The organism is Tunicatimonas pelagia, from assembly GCF_030506325.1.
GTDB lineage: Bacteria > Bacteroidota > Bacteroidia > Cytophagales > Cyclobacteriaceae > Tunicatimonas > Tunicatimonas pelagia.
Genome location: NZ_CP120683.1, coordinates 5,915,315 through 5,932,241, shown reverse-complemented (window position 1 = coordinate 5,932,241; position 16,927 = coordinate 5,915,315). Strand labels below are relative to the sequence as shown.

General features: G+C 42.6%; 17 protein-coding genes. 7 read left to right on the top strand and 10 right to left on the bottom strand.

Annotated elements, in window-relative coordinates; translation table 11 throughout:
* Nucleotides 1–307: 307 nt before the first annotated feature.
* Nucleotides 308–2,386, top strand: coding sequence for an OmpA family protein (locus P0M28_RS25440; protein ID WP_302206190.1), 2,079 nt, complete (start codon nt 308–310; stop codon nt 2,384–2,386).
* A gap of 138 nt (nt 2,387–2,524) precedes the next feature.
* Entirely contained in the window at nt 2,525–3,217 is a 693-nt protein-coding gene (locus P0M28_RS25435) for an OmpA family protein (RefSeq protein WP_302206188.1), read from the top strand.
* Here the strand turns inward: P0M28_RS25435 and P0M28_RS25430 are convergent.
* Together P0M28_RS25430 and P0M28_RS25425 are read right to left on the bottom strand one after the other, a co-directional pair.
* Complete coding sequence (locus P0M28_RS25430) at nt 3,206–4,324, bottom strand: tetratricopeptide repeat protein (RefSeq protein ID WP_302206186.1); 1,119 nt, start codon at nt 4,322–4,324, stop codon at nt 3,206–3,208. The genes P0M28_RS25435 and P0M28_RS25430 overlap by 12 nt on opposite strands.
* A gap of 10 nt (nt 4,325–4,334) precedes the next feature.
* The gene (locus tag P0M28_RS25425; protein WP_302206184.1) at nt 4,335–5,942 is read right to left on the bottom strand and encodes a M28 family peptidase; all 1,608 of its coding nucleotides are present in this window, start codon (nt 5,940–5,942) and stop codon (nt 4,335–4,337) included.
* 150 nt (nt 5,943–6,092) lie between these two features.
* Between P0M28_RS25425 and P0M28_RS25420 the strand changes: the two genes are divergently transcribed.
* Together P0M28_RS25420 and P0M28_RS25415 are read left to right on the top strand one after the other, a co-directional pair.
* Nucleotides 6,093–6,992: an ABC transporter ATP-binding protein gene (locus tag P0M28_RS25420; RefSeq protein ID WP_302206182.1), complete on the top strand. Its 900-nt coding sequence runs from the start codon at nt 6,093–6,095 to the stop codon at nt 6,990–6,992.
* Nucleotides 6,989–8,293: an ABC transporter permease gene (locus P0M28_RS25415; protein ID WP_302206181.1), complete on the top strand. Its 1,305-nt coding sequence runs from the start codon at nt 6,989–6,991 to the stop codon at nt 8,291–8,293. The genes P0M28_RS25420 and P0M28_RS25415 overlap by 4 nt, the downstream gene beginning before the upstream one ends.
* Before the next feature lie 144 nt (nt 8,294–8,437).
* Here P0M28_RS25415 and P0M28_RS25410 read toward each other — a convergent pair whose 3' ends face one another.
* The 6 genes from P0M28_RS25410 to P0M28_RS25385 form a co-directional block, all read right to left on the bottom strand.
* On the bottom strand, nt 8,438–9,037 hold the full coding sequence (locus P0M28_RS25410) for a peptidylprolyl isomerase (RefSeq protein WP_302206180.1): 600 nt from the start codon (nt 9,035–9,037) through the stop codon (nt 8,438–8,440).
* A gap of 346 nt (nt 9,038–9,383) precedes the next feature.
* A complete protein-coding gene (locus P0M28_RS25405; RefSeq protein WP_302206178.1) occupies nt 9,384–9,548 on the bottom strand; it encodes a DUF6364 family protein in 165 nt (54 codons plus the stop codon).
* Between the two features lie 108 nt (nt 9,549–9,656).
* Nucleotides 9,657–10,529, bottom strand: coding sequence for an Rpn family recombination-promoting nuclease/putative transposase (locus P0M28_RS25400; protein ID WP_302206176.1), 873 nt, complete (start codon nt 10,527–10,529; stop codon nt 9,657–9,659).
* 192 nt (nt 10,530–10,721) lie between these two features.
* Nucleotides 10,722–11,243, bottom strand: coding sequence for a DinB family protein (locus P0M28_RS25395; RefSeq protein WP_302206174.1), 522 nt, complete (start codon nt 11,241–11,243; stop codon nt 10,722–10,724).
* A 317-nt stretch (nt 11,244–11,560) separates the two neighbouring features.
* Nucleotides 11,561–12,016 (bottom strand): hypothetical protein, encoded by a 456-nt coding sequence (locus tag P0M28_RS25390; RefSeq protein WP_302206172.1) that lies wholly within the window; start codon nt 12,014–12,016, stop codon nt 11,561–11,563.
* 84 nt (nt 12,017–12,100) lie between these two features.
* Nucleotides 12,101–12,694, bottom strand: coding sequence for a Crp/Fnr family transcriptional regulator (locus P0M28_RS25385; protein ID WP_302206171.1), 594 nt, complete (start codon nt 12,692–12,694; stop codon nt 12,101–12,103).
* A gap of 634 nt (nt 12,695–13,328) precedes the next feature.
* On the opposite strand from P0M28_RS25385, the gene P0M28_RS25380 reads away from it, so the two are divergent.
* The gene (locus P0M28_RS25380; RefSeq protein ID WP_302206169.1) at nt 13,329–14,291 is read left to right on the top strand and encodes a sodium-dependent bicarbonate transport family permease; all 963 of its coding nucleotides are present in this window, start codon (nt 13,329–13,331) and stop codon (nt 14,289–14,291) included.
* 333 nt (nt 14,292–14,624) lie between these two features.
* A complete protein-coding gene (locus tag P0M28_RS25375; RefSeq protein ID WP_302206168.1) occupies nt 14,625–15,404 on the top strand; it encodes a phytanoyl-CoA dioxygenase family protein in 780 nt (259 codons plus the stop codon).
* A 9-nt stretch (nt 15,405–15,413) separates the two neighbouring features.
* Here P0M28_RS25375 and P0M28_RS25370 read toward each other — a convergent pair whose 3' ends face one another.
* Together P0M28_RS25370 and P0M28_RS25365 are read right to left on the bottom strand one after the other, a co-directional pair.
* Nucleotides 15,414–15,809, bottom strand: a complete 396-nt coding sequence (locus tag P0M28_RS25370) for a hypothetical protein (protein ID WP_302206167.1) — start codon at nt 15,807–15,809, stop codon at nt 15,414–15,416.
* A complete protein-coding gene (locus P0M28_RS25365) occupies nt 15,806–16,360 on the bottom strand; it encodes an RNA polymerase sigma factor (RefSeq protein ID WP_302206166.1) in 555 nt (184 codons plus the stop codon). Before P0M28_RS25365 ends, P0M28_RS25370 begins: the two co-directional genes overlap by 4 nt.
* A gap of 123 nt (nt 16,361–16,483) precedes the next feature.
* Between P0M28_RS25365 and P0M28_RS25360 the strand changes: the two genes are divergently transcribed.
* On the top strand, nt 16,484–16,852 hold the full coding sequence (locus P0M28_RS25360) for a DUF6249 domain-containing protein (RefSeq protein ID WP_302206165.1): 369 nt from the start codon (nt 16,484–16,486) through the stop codon (nt 16,850–16,852).
* Nucleotides 16,853–16,927: the final 75 nt, after the last annotated feature.

Sequence of the window (16,927 nt, the reverse complement as noted above, 5' to 3'; positions counted from 1 at the left end):
AATTGTCAGTCTTCCTGCAAGGAATACATCGCAATGGTTGATAGTATGATAATAGCAAAATACATGCAGCTACCGATAGGTGAAATCACTTGTAGTACCACGCCGTCCGTTTGGTTAGCGAACTACCACTACTCATTTACTCAGCAGCGATCCGTAAAAACCAAGAAAAGTCTTTAAAATGTAAGATTGAGTGAGTTTATACATATTTCTGGCCGTAATATCTATATTATTTGTATGTATGTTTACCTAAATTTGACCACCGTGCGTACTAACAATACTTGAACGAGTTTTTCAAACCAAACCGGATATGTTCAAAATCTCGCTGTTCTTATCTCTTTCTTTTTTTATGACCTGCTTCACCCTTACTGCCCAAGAAACTCAGTGGGCTAGCGAGGTACTGGAAGCGTCTTCTTCTTATTCTCCTCGCCTGCTGTTTAAACAAGATTTGCAGTACGTAGAGTACGAGCCTCGCCAGGTGCTAGGTCGCCCCGATGTGCTACCGGGTAACAGCGGAGATAGCCCCAATGCTTGGCTACCTGCTAAACCGGATCAAGAGGACTTTATTAAAGTAGGGTTTGATCGTCCGATGAAAATTCAGCAAGTGGCTATTGCCGAATCGCGGAACCCTGGGGCAGTGTATCAGATTTTTTGCTACGATGTAGGAGGCACTGAACATTTAGTGGCAACATTAGAACCAGCACCGGTGGCGGCTCAAGGACGAATATTTAACTTTTTCATGAACCCTACTCCTTACGAGGTGCAGGCGGTAAAAATTGTGCTACAGGGCGAAGCCGTACCTGGTTACAACGCTATTGACGCCATTGCAGTTTCAGGCTCGTCGGTACCGACAGTGGCTGATATTGATATTGTTCCTAATCTCAATCCTGACTTGGCCCTAGAAAAGATCAAGGCTAATTTTGGGGATATGGTTACTATTAGCCCTATTATGTCGCCCGATGGTAACACTATGTTTATTAGCCGTAACTCGCCGGAGAATGTAGGAGGCAAACGTGACATTGAAGACATTTGGTATTTGGAGCGCAACCCAAACTCAGGTGAGTGGAGCGATCCCAAAAACATTGGTATTCCCCTAAATAATAAAGGAAGTAACTTTGTAAGCTCGGTAGCTCTAAATGAAGACGGAAATTATACTTTACTTTTGGGGAACCGTTATCTGGAAAATGGAAAAATGCGAGGCGGTGTATCCATCACAACGCGCCAGGCTGATGGTAGCTGGGCGACTCCGGTTCCTATGGATATTCTCGATTTTTACAGTTACTCTGAAGTAGCTAATTATCATTTGTCTAACAACCAGAAATACCTGCTAATGTCGCTTCGTCGGGATGACGGATACGGAGAGCTCGATGTTTACGTCAGTTTTAACCGGGGTGATAATTCTTGGTCGGCCCCCATGAATTTAGGCCGAACCATTAATACTGCCGATATTGAATCAGCCCCGTTTATGGCTAATGATACTACCATCTATTTTTCTTCGAAGGGCTACAGTGGTTTTGGTGGAGAAGATGTCTACGTTAGTCACCGATTAGACGATACTTGGATGAATTGGTCCCGACCCGAAAATCTCGGCCCGGTAATTAACTCGGAAAATGATGATACGTACTTTAATATTTCTGTTGATAAGCAATACGCCTTTCTGACCCGCGCCACCATCGACAGCTCCGATCTCTTTCAAATATCAGTGCCCATTTACCAGCGTATTGAACCATTGTATATTGTAAAAGGACAGGTATATAATGTGAAAAATAATATGCCAGTGCAGGCCAGTGTAATCTTTGACAACGTTTCGGATACGGTAACAACCACCAGTAGCCAAGGAAGCACGAACGAAGAGGGACGTTACGAACTCACGCTGCCTCCGGGAACGTACGATATTTACGCTGAAAAGCAGGGGTTCGCTACGCTTAATCGTCAGCGAGTTGCTTTGGCCGAAATTGATCCTGATGATGATAAGCTAGTTTTTCGGGATATTTATATGTCTAATGATATTTCTGGAGTAGACGTAGCCCAATCGCTATCACTTACCCGTAAAGCCATTGCTTCCGAAGAGGTACTATTTGAACTGGAAAGTTTTGCTCTTGGTAAAAATGCCTACGCTTACCTTGATGGTGTAGCCGCTTTTATGAATGATAATCCCGAACTGAAACTGCGAGTGGCAGGTCATACTGACTCGTCAGGAACCGACCGTTTTAACCAGCAACTTTCGGAAAAGCGAGCCAATTCCGTGGCCGACTATTTAAGCCACCGAGGCATTACCTCCGAACGGATCAAAACAGTGGGCTATGGCGAGAAACGTCCGTTAGTCAAAAATACCTCCGATGCCAATCGGCAACTTAACCGGAGGGTTGAGTTCGAAATTATTGAATGATAGGCTTTTTGACTTAGCATAAAAAGTAAGGAATTATAATCTAATTTGCCTAAAATATTACCTTTAGCATATTAAACATAACTATTTTGATAAATTTGTGTATATTATATAGAACCTAATGACAATTAATTTGGCGTTATGAAGTGTATTCCTGTCATAATTATCAGTTTTTGGACGACTATCAACGATACGATGTCGTACGCTCAACCTGATGATTTAGTGTATCTTACAGGAAAAATATTGGATGCCGAAACAAGCCAGCCAGTAGAGGCAAAAGTACGGTATGAGTTACGCCCAGTCAGCAATGTAATGGGAATTCGTTTCTTTGATAATCAAGATGGACACTACCAGCTTAATTTACAACAGCACCGAAGATACACCCTTGAGGTAACTGCCGAAGATTATCTTCCCCTCCAACTAACGTTACAAACCGACGAGTCTGAGGAGATCCCCAAGAATCTACTACTCAAACCCATTCCTAAGCCGGGAGGCTATATTCAACTATCAGACACCATTTGGTTTGACCGTGACTTAAGTGTTATTCGCCCGGAAGCCCAAGCAGTAATTGAAGAACTTAAAGCCTTAATGGAGAAATTCCCCAAAATGGTGATTCAATTAGAAGGCCATACCGACCGAGGGGGTAGCCAATCACTACTAGAACTTTCGGAAGAGCGAGCCGAACGGGTAAAAGACTATCTTAACGATTTAGGTATCCGTAAGCGACGTATCAAAACCAAAGCATACGGTAATAGTAAGTTAATTACCCGAGACAATACCGTAAGAAGCAGGCAGAAAAACCGTCGGGTAGAGATTAAAGTATTAGACATCTGACGAACAGTACTCCTGGATCATCTCGTCAGCCTTTTCATTTCCCGTTTTTAAAGATTGCTCCCAAGCAGAACATGCATTCTCAACCTGCCCTAATTTTTGGTAGGCATTGCCTAGATAGTAATAAATATCCTGCGTAGTGCTATCCAGCTCAGCAGCCCGCTCCATCAGCCGTAGTGCGTCTTCAGGTCGGTTTTTCTTTAAAAATAACACACCTTGGTTGCGGTATACGTAGCTATTTTGGGGGTCTAACCGCATACTGGTTTTCAGGTCGACCTCAGCTAGCGGTAGGGAGTCGGTCTGGAGATATAAGTAAGCCCGGTTATTAAGAAAATAGGGCTGATACGGCTCTAAAGCAAGGGCTTGGCTAAATGCTGCTTGAGCCGAATCGTACTGCTGCATGTCAGTATAAATTAAGCCCAGAACGTTGTAAGCGTTACTTTCGTTCGGGCTTCGCCGGATCGCTTCCCGCAGGTCTTGTTGGGCTACATCATAGCGTTGCTCATAATAATACGAGGTACCCCGGTTCACCCAACTCTCGGCATTAGATGAATCTAGCCGGATAGCCTCCGTAAAAGCTCGCTGAGCCTCATTGTACTGCTGAAGTCCACTAAACGCTAGCCCCTGACTAAAATGCACGTACGCCGAATCAGGATAATAACGAAGCACGGTATCTAAATCGGCCAAGCTCCGCTGATAATTACCATTTTGCTGATACGCGTCGGCTCGGTTGAAGTACGCATCTGTATTGCCCGAGCGAGACTGGATAGCCCGAGTATAATCAGTAATTGCCTCGGGAAATCGCCCCAGATTGGTATATGCAATACCTCGGTTATTGTAAGCATCAGCCGCATTGGGGTCTAACTGAATTGCTTCGTTGTAGTAGCGAATTGCCTCCTGGTACTCCCCTTCTTCCAACTGTATATTTCCTTTTAGCAAAAAAGCATCGCGCTGCTGCTCAGGCGATTGACTACAACCGACTATAAAAATAAGACCGAAGATCAGCAAACGGAGACCGGAGAACGGAGACAGCAGGCTGAAACTTGAAGAGTTATAATAGTAAACAACTCCAGTAGAATCAGTTGGTGGATTATTCCTCTGTTTCTTCATTTTATTTACACTATTCCTCTCCAGTGTCCGGTCTTCCTTCTCCATTTTCCGTTTTTCCTTTATCCACTAAAATTCGTTCATCCTGGTTAGCTAGTTGCCAGGCGGTATGAAATACCAGTTGGGCTCGCTTTTGCAGCAACCCAAAGTTAATTTTTTCAATGGTATCGGTAGGGCGGTGATAGTCGGGATGGGTGCCATTGAAGTAGAAAATAACGGGTATATTATTCTTCGCAAAATTATAATGATCGGAGCGGTAGTAGAAGCGATTCGGGTCGTCTTTCGCATTGTAGCGATAATCTAGGTCTAACTGGGTATAGGTTTTGTTCATCCGCTCATTGATCTGGTGCAACTCGGTACTCAAACGATCCGAGCCAATAATGTATACGTAATTAGAATCTTGTGTATGTGGCGGATCAATCCGACCAATCATATCGATATTCAAATTAGCAATTGTACTTTTCAGCGGGAATATTGGGTATTCGGTGTAGTACTTTGACCCAAACAATCCTTTTTCTTCACCCGATACTGTCATAAACAGCAGACTTCGCCGGGGGTGGTATCCGGCTTTTTTTGCTTCGGCAAATGCTTCGGCAATTTCCAATACGGCTACCGTACCCGAACCATCATCATCGGCTCCGTTATTTACTACCTCGCCCTGCTTACCAATATGATCGTAATGAGCGGTTACCACCACCAATTCATCCTTGCGGTCGCTACCCTCTATATAACCCAGCACATTCTCGGAAGTAATTTGCTCAATACTTTGCTGTAGATCTACCTCCAACGATACATCGCTGGTAAAACGAGTAGTTCTGCCTCGCTTATCAATCCGCTGCTTTAACTTTTTCAGGTCATTTTTCCCGCTTAATGCCTGCGCCATTTTAGGAGAAATAATAATTAGGTTACTACTGGGCTTATAATCCTTTAGTGCTAATGTTGGCCGCCGAGCCACCATAGCATACCGATTTACGTGCTGTTTAAACTCATCGTCAACCACCATTACGAGCGCAGCATCTTCAATACCCGCCAATGTGCGTTTAGTGCCTAGACTAGCCATAAGGTTTTTAGTAAAACGAGAAGGTTGGGTAGAATTGGTTACGTAGTATTTACCATTTTTATTCTGAGGTTCGCCCGCCAGTACCATTATGGCCTGTCCGGTGACGTTAATATTCTCATAATCATCGTATTTCTCGCTAGAAATACCGTAGCCCGCAAATATTACTTGGCTAAAGGACGTATCAATCGGGTCAGCGAAGTGAAAAAATGAAAAGAAATCTTCTAGAAAAGTAAAACGCTTTGCGTTGATCTCCACATAAGGTTCGCGCCATTCACTTTGCACAATAGGATAGATTTGGTAATAAGAGGTATCACCCACCACCGGAGGCAAATCTAATCCGGCGAAATAGCCCGCTATGTAGGCTGCAGCTTTTTTCTGACCAGGCTTCCCGGTCTCCCGCCCCTCCATATCATCAGAAGCAATGATTTGCAAGTGCTCTCGTAACTCTTCTTGGGTAATTGTCTGGGCGTAATGCTCCGCCAAGGTGTCGGACGGAAGCGACTGAGCAACTACGCTACCACAACAGAAGAAAAGTAGTGCTAGTAAAAGGTATCTACGCATTCTTTTGAAAATAATTAATCGGGCGTGTAATAATCAGCCCATGACCGCTACTAATGCAGTACAACTGTAAAGTTATTGTTTTCTTTGTGGTTTATCTAATTTGATTTCTAATCCTGAATTGGTGTTCTTAGCCAACAAAATTAACCGAACTTGTATTTATTAGAAGCTCAACACATATCCAAGCGGTACGCTAACCACGAGGCCCTGAAAGATGTGAATATCACCATTCCAGTACAGTCTATTTTCGGGCTACTCGGACCCAACGGAGCCGGAAAAACGACCCTTATTCGCATTATTAACCAGATTATTGAGGCGGACGAAGGGCAAATACGCATTAAAGAAGAAGTACTACAACCCAAGCATATTGCCGACATTGGTTACTTACCCGAAGAGCGGGGGCTGTACAAAAAGATGAAAGTGGGGGAGCAACTAATCTACCTAGCCCAACTGAAAGGCTTATCTCGCTCCGAAGCCGTGCGCCGAATTAAAGATTGGTTTCAGCGGTTAGAGATTTCCGGCTGGAGTGAGAAGAAGATTGAAGACCTTTCCAAAGGAATGCAGCAGAAGATTCAGTTCATCGCTACGGTAGTACACGAACCGGATCTGATTATTCTGGATGAACCCTTTACGGGTTTTGACCCGGTGAATGCCAACCTTATTAAAGACGAAATTCTGAAGCTACAGGAACGAGGCAAAACTATTATCTTTTCTACTCACCGCATGGAATCGGTGGAAGAGTTATGTACCCACATTGCGCTCATCAACAAATCAGAAAAAGTGCTGGACGGTAAGAAGCAGGATATTAAAAATCAGTTCCGCTCTAATACCTACGAAGTGTTGCACTTGGGTAACCTGAATGGCTTACATCCTGATTATCAGCTTCTTCAGCAGGAAGATGAAGAAAACGATTACACAAAATCCACCGTACGAATTCCTGAAACGGTAAGCCCCAATGAGCTACTGCGCGAATTAATACCTCACGTAGAAGTGCACGCCTTTCAGGAGAAGATACCGACCATTAACGAAATTTTTATTGCGGCCGTACAATGAACAAAATAGGACTAATTATTAAGCGAGAATACTGGACGCGCGTTCGTAAGAAGTCGTTCATCATTATGACTATTCTGGGACCACTGCTCTTTGCTGGCATTGTAGTGGTGCCCATTTGGCTGGCTTCCAGCGAAAGTAGCGACGAAAAGGTAATTGCCGTTATCGACGAAAGTGGTCTGCTGACTAACAGCTTTCAGGACGATGAAAGTGGTAATATTCGTTATCAGTACATTAACCAGTCTATTGATGATGCTAAAGCCGACTTTTCAAGTAGCAACCGCTACGGACTTCTGTATATTCCAGCGATTGATATCAACAACCCGCAAGGAGTCACTTTTTTTTCTGAAACTAACCCTAGCTTACAACTGCTGAATAACATCCGCAGTACCCTTCGCCAAAATATCCGCGATGTGAAGATGGAACGCTCTAACATCAGTCGAGCCACGCTAGACTCGTTAGAGACTAAAGTTAGCATCAATACTATTAATCTGGGCGAGGCCGGAAAAGAACAGCAAGGCAATGCCGAGGTGGCTTCCGCCGTGGGCTACGTGGGGGCGTTTCTGATCTACATTTTCATTTTTCTCTACGGTGCTCAGGTGATGCGCGGAGTAATTGAAGAAAAATCTAGTCGCATTGTGGAAGTAATCATCTCTTCGGTGCGCCCATTCCAGCTCATGGTAGGAAAAGTAATTGGCGTGGCCTCCGTGGGTTTAACTCAGTTTTTGTTGTGGGTAGGTTTAACATTACTGATTGTCAACGTAGCTGGTAGCTTCTTTCCTGATTTAGCCAGCCAAGCAGCTACCCCTCCCGCGATGGCTCAAATGCCTGAGAGCAATCCGCAACTAGAAGCCATGCAGAACATTTCATCCGCCTTTGATTCGGTCAATCTTCCTTTGCTGATCTCCTGCTTTATCTTTTACTTTTTAGGAGGATACCTGATGTACGGAGCCTTATTTGCTGCTGTGGGCTCTGCCGCCGACTCGGAGACTGACACCCAACAGTTTATGTTACCTGTGTCGGCTCCACTAATTATCTCTATTGTCACACTAGCGGCTATTCTGAACGAACCCAACGGCACACTAGCCTTCTGGATGTCGATGATTCCGTTTACCTCTCCGGTGGTTATGATGATGCGGATTCCCTTCGGGCTACCCACTTGGCAATTAATTCTATCGATGGTACTGTTAGTGGGAGGCTTTATTTTCACTACCTGGGTAGCGGCCAAAATTTATCGCATCGGTATTCTTACTTATGGCACCAAAGTAAACTACAAAACCATCAGTAAGTGGCTATTTCAATAGAGGCAAGACCGAAGTTGGAAGACCGGAAAATATGAAATATGAGATATAAAATATGAAAAGTGAGCAATGACAAAGGACGAATGACCGAAGTTGGGTATTTTGGTAAAGATTTGCTTAGTAGTCACGAACACTGGAGGCAGCCTATTATTGTAGGTCTTTTCCTATCTCAAAACCGTGCTCTCTTAACTGCGCTTCAGTAAGTTCAATAACGTTCACATCCAAGCTCACCAATGCAAGAGGGGCATCCAGTGAATCTGTTTCTACGGTAGCAATTTTATTTAGTGTTTCCAGGCCTTTAAACACTTGACCAAATATGGTATAATTCCCATCCAACCGAGGGATTCCTTCCTTATTGTGGACAATATAAAATTGACAGCCTGCGGATAGCTTATCCGGATTGCCATCTCTACCAGCTCCAACTGCTCCGTAAACATGCTTTAAATCTTCTCTAAATTCCGGGCTGAGCAAATAAGGAGAATCGCTAAAGCCCTCGGGGGTGTCGGGGCAACCTCCCTGAATAACAAAGCCTTCTATCACCCGGTTAAAACTCAAACTATCCCAATAATCGGCGTTCGCCAGTTCTACGAAGCTTGCCTTATGCGCGGGCGTTTCGTCATACAGCCAAATTAACATCTCCCCGTGGGTCGTAACTATTTGCCCAACTTTATATTTAGCTATTTCCTTCGTTGAGGCCGTACAGGAAGCAAGTATTATGATTATTAAGGCTGGTAAAAGTTTGGTCATCTTTTGAATAATTAAGCTTGTTTAGTATAACGGTTGATGCAGTCGTTGGTCGTCCCGATTATTTTTGTCAGTGTCTCCACCACTTCGAGCGTTTTTTATACCCTAGAAATTTCCTCACGATGTAATAGACATTATTAATGCTTACGGCGGATACGAAAAGAGTCAGGTTGCCCCGCTCCCTGAGTTCGAAAAGTTCGCTGGCCGGGTTTACGTGAGGTTCCCTATCCGTGAAGAAGTCAATGACCACATCGGAATTTATAAAAAGTTTAAACGCCATATTTCTTTGAAAGCTCTTCGGTCAGAACCTGCTTGCAGTCAAAATTCTCCTCTGTCTTTATTACACTCCTCAACTTTTTGACTTTAGGGGAAAGTTGATTTTTAACCTATCTGCGGTAACGAATTTGAGATAGTTCTCGACCATTTCAGAAAGACTTTGTCCTTTTTCCTTGGCGTACTTTTTTGCAATTTCTATAATCTCTTTCTCAATTGTTAATGTCAGCTTAGTATTCATCGGCTTCATTCTTAAATATACGTGTTTATTATAAAGTACGACACACGTGTCTCTAATGAGAGCTAACGGTGAGTGTATGCGCTGGCGAAGCGTAGCGCATGCATAGTGTTACCCCTCGTTTTTTATTCTTTCTATCTCCCCATGGCTTAATCCCGAAATAGCTGAAACTACGTCGATAGAAAGCCCTTGTTGTAATGAATTCTTGACTATTTCTACATTCCGACGCTCTATGCCTTGTTCTACACCTTCTTCAAAAGCAGTATCTAGGGAGTTCTTCAAGTCTCGGTACGACTTCAAACTCTCTTCGTAGGCTTGCACCTCTTCAGGACTGAATTTCGCTATCTCCGCCACCTCAAACAGGCGCTCAAAGATACCTTCCCGTAATTCGTCCGGTACCTTGTCCAGTTTGTTCAGGTTACGGATTACATACATCCATTTCTCAAACTTAGTCGTTAGTTCCTTAATATCTTTTTGGAACTTTGGCATCTCTAGATACACGAAAGTCAGCTTGTCGTAAAACACCTGGCAGGTTTCTATATCAGTCAGTTTTACGTCATACCGGAATTTATCAGGCTCGTTTTGATCTTCATCAAACACAAAATCCAGGATAGCTACCGTGTATACTGCTTTCAACTCAAATGTCCAATCCGATCCTCTTTGCGCTTGCTCCCGGATGGGAAATGTAGAATAGTATACCGTCCGGTCTTTAAAGAACTTCTGCTTAGTCTTCTGTAATTCTACGATAAATTTCTCACCTCGTTCGTTTTGACAGTACAGATCAAACACCGCTTTACGGTCTTCCTCACTGCTGCCGAGTTTGTCAGACTTCAAATAGGTCAGTTCGGTAATCTGGCCCTGCTCGTGCTTGAGCAGTTCGTTCAGAAAGTCCAGGAGCAGCTCTTTGTTCGGTTCTTCACCAAAAAGTCGCTTGAAGCCGTAGTCAGTGAAAGGATTGATGTATTTCTCTCTTCGCTCTTCCATTTAGCAAAGATACAAATTTGCCGGTTGAACAAGAAAAAGAGGTTTTTTATAATGAGAGGTAACGTTTGCGTAGGGCTTGTGGCGGTTTCAAAGCACTTTCCTACCTACCGAAACCAAACCTTGCTACTGAGCGAAAACCTTTCCGGTAGTCGTCATTCGCCATGAGCTATATGCGTTGTTGGCGGTTCGTTTTTACTTTTTATTCAAATAGGTTTTTTCGATAAACTTCACATGATGGACATTATGTCCAATCATTGCGAACCCAAGTGTCTCGGCTGTGTAAGTTTGAGCATTGGCAGTTCCTTTAAAGTTTAACATTTCTGTACTAAGATTTTTATAAACCCAAACCGTGGAATTTCTGACTGCTAGATACTCATTGCGTAATTCAGACAGTTTTATTTCATTTTGTTTTGCATTATTTATGTAATCATTTTCTTCAACTCCTGATAGGTCAGTATCGTCCAATCGTGAAAATCGAAACGCTCTATAAGCAAATATTCTTTCCATATCAATTATATGTCTCAAGACTTCTTTAATAGTCCATTTGTCTGTTTGGTAAGAATAGTTTTCCAAATCAGGTGGCACTAGTTTTAAAATATCAAGAGTCAACTCTTTACTTTTTTCAAATTCAGCAAGTAAATTATCAGACTCTATCAAATCGAAAAAGTAGTCACAGTACTTCGGGGCATTTTTGTAAATTTCCTTGTTGTTCATATTAATTATTTACCCTTTAATTTATTATTTTCAATGACCGCTAACGGTCTCGTGCATGAGCAGTAGCGGATTTTAAGCGACTACTTTTTAGGTTACAATATAACTTTTTAAAAGGAAAAGCGGATCACGTTTGCACTTAAACCGCTATTGATTATACACCGTGTTGTATGCCGTTCTTTGCAATCTCAACTTCGCTAAATTCAATCCATAATGTCCATAATACTTATCAACAAAACTGGTTAGAACAGCTATAAAAGCAGACTACAATTACACCGACAATCAAAAAAAACCGTAACTTATCGACTCCCATCTCGGGGCTAAAACTTAAATGAATAGCTGATACTTGGGGTTGGGTTGATTTGTAAATCTTGCCCATCAGCAGCTAAAGCAATGATACCTATTCGAAAGTTCAAGCCTTTCCAGGCGTACCATCGGAAACCAGCTTCAACGCCTAATGCGTTTTTATCTTCATAGTCCCTGGTCAATCCTCTAAAATAAGAAGCACCAACGTAAAAGGAAGAAGGAATGTCTTTCTCATCAACCGGAAAGAACCAATAAGATAACCCTGCTTTCAGAAATTCAGTTGTTACTCCGCTTTCAAAGTTGGTTGGGTAATAGCCAGCGTGAACCGATACCTGATTTCGCTGGTATTCTAAACCAATGGAAGGGTTTCTAAACCCATTGATACTTATGGTTTGTTTTGGAAATTTTTCTTGTGCAAAGGCTTTGCTTGCAATGGTGAGCAATACAGCCAACAAAACATTCTTTAGCATATCATAATTTTTATTTGTTACGCTGTAAAGTTCTGTCTGCTAGAATTTATCCCACAGGACAAATGTCCGAAAATGTAGGTGTATTTAAATTTTCGCTCTTAGCCTGCTCAAATGTCTTGGGGTCATACCGAGCATTGATGCAATATATTGCAAGGGCACTTGTTGTAAAAATTCGGGTTCTTCTTGCATCAATTGTTTATACCGCTGTTCTGCTGTTAGGGTAATAAGGTCAAATTTTGCCTTATCTATACAGCATAGCTGATATTCAATAAGCTGAATATAAAAGTCTTTAAAAGATGCTATTTCTTCCTGTAGGGAAAGAATATCTTTCTTGGTTATAACCCAAAGACAAGATGGATTTATGGCCTTAACGTTTTCTCTGGCAGGTTTCTCAGTTAAATAACTAAGTAGAGATGCTACAAACGTATTTGGTAGTGAAATATAATTTGTTCGTTCGTCACCTTGTTGATTTGTAGAATAAAATTGAAACTGTCCAAATTCTAGATAGCCAATTTCTGAAGTGTAACTTCCTTCGCTGACAAAGAATTCCCCTTTGTCAAAAGTTCTTTTTTGAAAGCATTGCGTGATGCTTTTCACTTCCGATTCGCTAAATCCAACGCTACTAAAGTATATTTCTAGGCTGTTCAATTTTGAAGTTTGAATGTTGTCAAATGGCATACAACAATTGCATAACGGCAACTAGTCTCCGTTATTTTTCTTATATCATGGGGCTGAATTTAGTTCGTAGAGACGGATTCCGAAAGTAGAATATACCCCAATTAGTCATTCACAAATCATGGTTAGCACGCTGAGTAAAGTGTTCTTTAGTAATTTGCTCACAGCCTAAAATAATGCTGGGCAGTCAAAAAGCAAAATACATCCGTAGAAGTAAACGTTTATTAAACGTATAGTATACGTTTACAAACGACTAACCTGTCACCCACGCTCATAGAAAAACCCACATTAGCCATTTGACTAAAAAAATTACATTTCTCCCTTTTTCTGTTTTCTGCCAGGTACAAAAAATGACCTGCCCGAACAGCGGGTCGAAAAAATGCTGCGTATACGACCTCTCAGAACGATTGCTCTTCGCTTATCGGTTGCCCAATGACTAAAAAACTAACTGCCAAGTTAGCAGCGGCTATAATAATAGCCAAGAATGAGCGCATTCACTAACTACCACGCAGGTTTTCAGCCAATATCGGTATCTCTTAAGGCTTATCTTTCTGCTATTTGAAATTACTACTTGTTTGCCTTCTCTTACTTACCACACTATCTTTGCACTACCTAGCTAACCTACTAACTATCCATTATGAACCTCGATCTACTATTTGATAATCTGACCAATCCAGCCCTGCTGTTTTTCTTCTTGGGTATTTTTGCGGTGCAGGTTAAAAGTGATCTGGAAATTCCACCTAACTCATCGAAGTTTATTTCACTGTACTTATTGTTTTCCATTGGATTTAAGGGTGGGCAGGAGCTAGCTCATTCGGCTCTCGATATGGAAATTGTGTGGTCGCTGTTGTTCGGTATTTTGCTGGCCGTGGGGGTTTCGTTTTATACATTTTTCATTCTAAACCGTCGGCTTAGCGTTCCTAATGCGGGGGCCATTGCGGCAGCCTACGGCTCAGTAAGTGCTGTAACCTTCGTAACAGCCGTGTCTTTTCTGGAAATTCTTCAGATTGAGTTTGGCGGACATATGGTGGCCGTAATGGCACTTATGGAAGCCCCCTCAATTATTGTAGGAGTACTGCTCATCGCCATTTTTGATAAAAACAAAAGCCAGCAAATGCCCTTTGACGAAGTAGTTAGACATTCAGTCACCAATGGCAGCGTATTGCTGATTTTGGGTAGCTTGGTCATTGGTTTCTTGGCCAGCGACCAGCAGGCCGAAGGTATTGCCCCCTTCACTACCGATATTTTCAAGGGCTTTTTAGCCGTATTTCTGCTCGATATGGGAATCGTCAGTGGAAGAAAGCTTTCTTCCTTTCTGGAGAACGGTTGGTTCTCGCTGCTGTTTGCTGTTATTATTCCCCTGATTAATGGGTGTATTGTCGCCATTATCAGCCAGTCGGTGACTGACGTAGAGGGTAACCGTTTTTTATTCGCCATATTGGCAGCTAGTGCCTCATATATTGCCGTTCCGGCCGCCATGAAGCTCGCCGCCCCTAAAGCTAATCCTGGACTGTATATTCCAATGGCTCTAGCAATTACGTTTCCACTAAATATCACATTAGGAATGCCGTTGTACATGTTTATTATTCAAATGACTTAGAGCGTGTTTGAACTTTATCCTTTAGTTTTCTGATGGCTGTTTTCCGCCCATACTTCGCCTTTTTTTCGGACGATAGCTTAGGCTATCCTCCTCAAAAAGAGTCTCGTCTGTCCGAAAAATACCTCATAATAAATTCTAAAAATAAAACCCAAACACGCTCTTAGTGCGGGGAGCTTGGGGCAAGACGCAGGGGTTTAGAAGTTTATAAAACCAACAACCTACACTTCTGTAGCTATCTTATGCTTGTACCGCACACCCTCTCAACACCCTACCCCAAGCCCATGGCTCCCTGCCTAATATGGAAGTGTAAAGTAAACTTCGTACCTTTTAGGTATGAATACGCTACCCCCTATTATTCAACCATTCTTGTTACGTGATAATGAAAAAGCTTTCTTAGATAAGCATGGCTACGTTTCTCTAGGGAAAATTCTGGACGAAGCGCAGTTAAAGACCGTTCGTGACCGTATACAAGCATTGTTAGAAACTGAAGGGAAAAATGCGGGTGCAGAACTGCTGGATTCGCCGCATATTCGCCATCCGAAGGAAGAAGGAGCCGACCGCCTAGCAGATTTAGTAAATAAGGGCGAAGTATTTGATATTTTTTACACGCACCCACGAGTGTTGGCCGGAGTAGCTCACGTACTGGGGCAGCAACTGAAATTATCTTCCCTGAACTATCGCGCGGCAATACCGAGCAGAGGCCATCAGAAACTACACGCCGACTGGCACAAAACAGTTGCTCCCGATAAGTATCAAGTGTGTAATACAATTTGGCTACTGGATGACTTTACAAAAGATAACGGGGCTACCCGATTGGTGCCGGGTACCCACCGCTCGGGCATTTTACCCCAGGAAGAATTAGCAGATCCGTGGGCGACGCATCCCGACGAAATCATAATTGAAGCTCCCGCCGGAACGGTAGTCATATTTAACTCTCATACTTGGCACGGCGGAACTAACAACCACACTGATACGCCCCGACGGTCGATCCACAGCTATTTTTGCCGACGCGAGCAGCCTCAGCAAGTAAATCAGCAGCGTTATATCCGTCCCGAGACTTACCAACGGTTATCTGACGACGCCCGAAGAATATTGGCTGTAAATCAACCGTAGATTATTAGTTTAGATTAATTGCTTCCGCTGAATAAGCCAGTAGTCGGCGACCTGAATAATAATGAACATTAAGCCAGCAAACCCTAAGATATTGATCTGGCTACGCAGAAGCTGGAAGAAATTAGGATAAAGCGAGAACATTGCGAACCCGCACCCAAGAATTGCGACAGCGATTAAAATGAAGCTTAATAACCAAATAGAACGGTCTCGTTGGGAATGCTGGGTCATAGCCCGCTGAACTACTTTTTCAGCAAAGCTTTCGGGAATAGTAATATCTGGCTCCTTATTTAAAGCTTCGTATAATAGCTGATACGCTCGAGCACCTGGCTCATTTCCATCATTTGGTAATGATTGGCCTTCATCTAACATTTTTTGCCATACTGCGTTTTTTTCTGAATCCTTCATAACCTCTCTGGTTGAAATTGGGGTTCTAACTTTTCTTTTAGCAATTTCCGCGCCCGAAACAGGTAGTTTTTTACGGTTCCCAACGGCATATCAGTAATCTTCTGTATTTCTTGCAAGCTCATTTCTTCTAAATGGTAGAGTGTTAGCACGGTGCGGTAATGAACCGGAAGTAGCGCAACTTGTTCGTGAATAAACGAATAAGCAGCCTTTTTCTCTAACTGCTCCAGTGCTGATTGTTCCTGGTTTGGTAACGTTACTGCCTTATCTAATCCGTCAGTCTGATGCTTATCTTCTTTTCGTGCGTAGTTGATAGCAGTACGATACGCGATGGTAGCAATCCAGGTAGATAGTTTTGACTGAAAATTGAAGAGATGAATCTTCTGAAATACCCGCATAAATACTTCCTGGCAAATATCTTCACAATCTTCAGGCTGATTTACAATACGATGCACCATGTGAAATACCAATCGCTCATGCAACTGCACCAACTGCCGGAAGGCAACCGCGTTACCTTTCTTAACCAGCGAAACTAGGGTAACATCATCTGTCATTGGCTCATTAGACAGTCATTAATATAAAAGGTTGCAAGAAAATTATTGCCCCTTACTGCAACCTTCTTAAGAAGCCCTTGTCTGATAAGGCAAAGATTATTTCACGATTAACCAAAAGATACTATGAATGACGGATTAGTTGGTGCTATCATTGTTGGAACAATGTTCTTCGGCATCGTTAGCATTATCAAAGTAATTACTGATTATCAGTTACGCCGAAAGATGATTCAGTTGGGTCACGTTGACCGAGAGTCCATCGCAATTTTGAGAAAACAACGAAACAACCGGATGGAATCACTCAAATGGGGGCTGATAATTCTATTCGCCGGAATCGGATTTATGATTATTAGCTTTCCTGGTATTGATCTGGACTCACCGCTCCCCTTCGGAATTATGGCAGTCAGTATTGCTATTGGCTTCTTATCCTACTTCGCTATTTCTAAACGGATGCTCGAGGCCGAAAATAAAGAGAACGAAAGGATAAATATTTGAAGGTAGTGATGTAAAGTGTCATGGTGTTAATCGTTCTATGTTTAGGGTTGTAACTTAGTTTAAACTGTTAGAGAG

Excerpts from the sequence above, each read along its gene's own strand:
- P0M28_RS25440 (WP_302206190.1), top strand. The coding sequence starts at position 308 with ATGTTCAAAATCTCGCTGTTCTTATCTCTTTCTTTTTTTATGACCTGC.
- P0M28_RS25435 (WP_302206188.1), top strand. The coding sequence starts at position 2,525 with ATGAAGTGTATTCCTGTCATAATTATCAGTTTTTGGACGACTATCAAC.
- P0M28_RS25430 (WP_302206186.1), bottom strand. The coding sequence starts at position 4,324 with ATGAAGAAACAGAGGAATAATCCACCAACTGATTCTACTGGAGTTGTT.
- P0M28_RS25425 (WP_302206184.1), bottom strand. The coding sequence starts at position 5,942 with ATGCGTAGATACCTTTTACTAGCACTACTTTTCTTCTGTTGTGGTAGC.
- P0M28_RS25415 (WP_302206181.1), top strand. The coding sequence starts at position 6,989 with ATGAACAAAATAGGACTAATTATTAAGCGAGAATACTGGACGCGCGTT.
- P0M28_RS25410 (WP_302206180.1), bottom strand. The coding sequence starts at position 9,037 with ATGACCAAACTTTTACCAGCCTTAATAATCATAATACTTGCTTCCTGT.
- P0M28_RS25405 (WP_302206178.1), bottom strand. The coding sequence starts at position 9,548 with ATGAATACTAAGCTGACATTAACAATTGAGAAAGAGATTATAGAAATT.
- P0M28_RS25400 (WP_302206176.1), bottom strand. The coding sequence starts at position 10,529 with ATGGAAGAGCGAAGAGAGAAATACATCAATCCTTTCACTGACTACGGC.
- P0M28_RS25395 (WP_302206174.1), bottom strand. The coding sequence starts at position 11,243 with ATGAACAACAAGGAAATTTACAAAAATGCCCCGAAGTACTGTGACTAC.
- P0M28_RS25390 (WP_302206172.1), bottom strand. The coding sequence starts at position 12,016 with ATGCTAAAGAATGTTTTGTTGGCTGTATTGCTCACCATTGCAAGCAAA.
- P0M28_RS25385 (WP_302206171.1), bottom strand. The coding sequence starts at position 12,694 with ATGCCATTTGACAACATTCAAACTTCAAAATTGAACAGCCTAGAAATA.
- P0M28_RS25380 (WP_302206169.1), top strand. The coding sequence starts at position 13,329 with ATGAACCTCGATCTACTATTTGATAATCTGACCAATCCAGCCCTGCTG.
- P0M28_RS25375 (WP_302206168.1), top strand. The coding sequence starts at position 14,625 with ATGAATACGCTACCCCCTATTATTCAACCATTCTTGTTACGTGATAAT.
- P0M28_RS25370 (WP_302206167.1), bottom strand. The coding sequence starts at position 15,809 with ATGAAGGATTCAGAAAAAAACGCAGTATGGCAAAAAATGTTAGATGAA.
- P0M28_RS25365 (WP_302206166.1), bottom strand. The coding sequence starts at position 16,360 with ATGACAGATGATGTTACCCTAGTTTCGCTGGTTAAGAAAGGTAACGCG.
- P0M28_RS25360 (WP_302206165.1), top strand. The coding sequence starts at position 16,484 with ATGAATGACGGATTAGTTGGTGCTATCATTGTTGGAACAATGTTCTTC.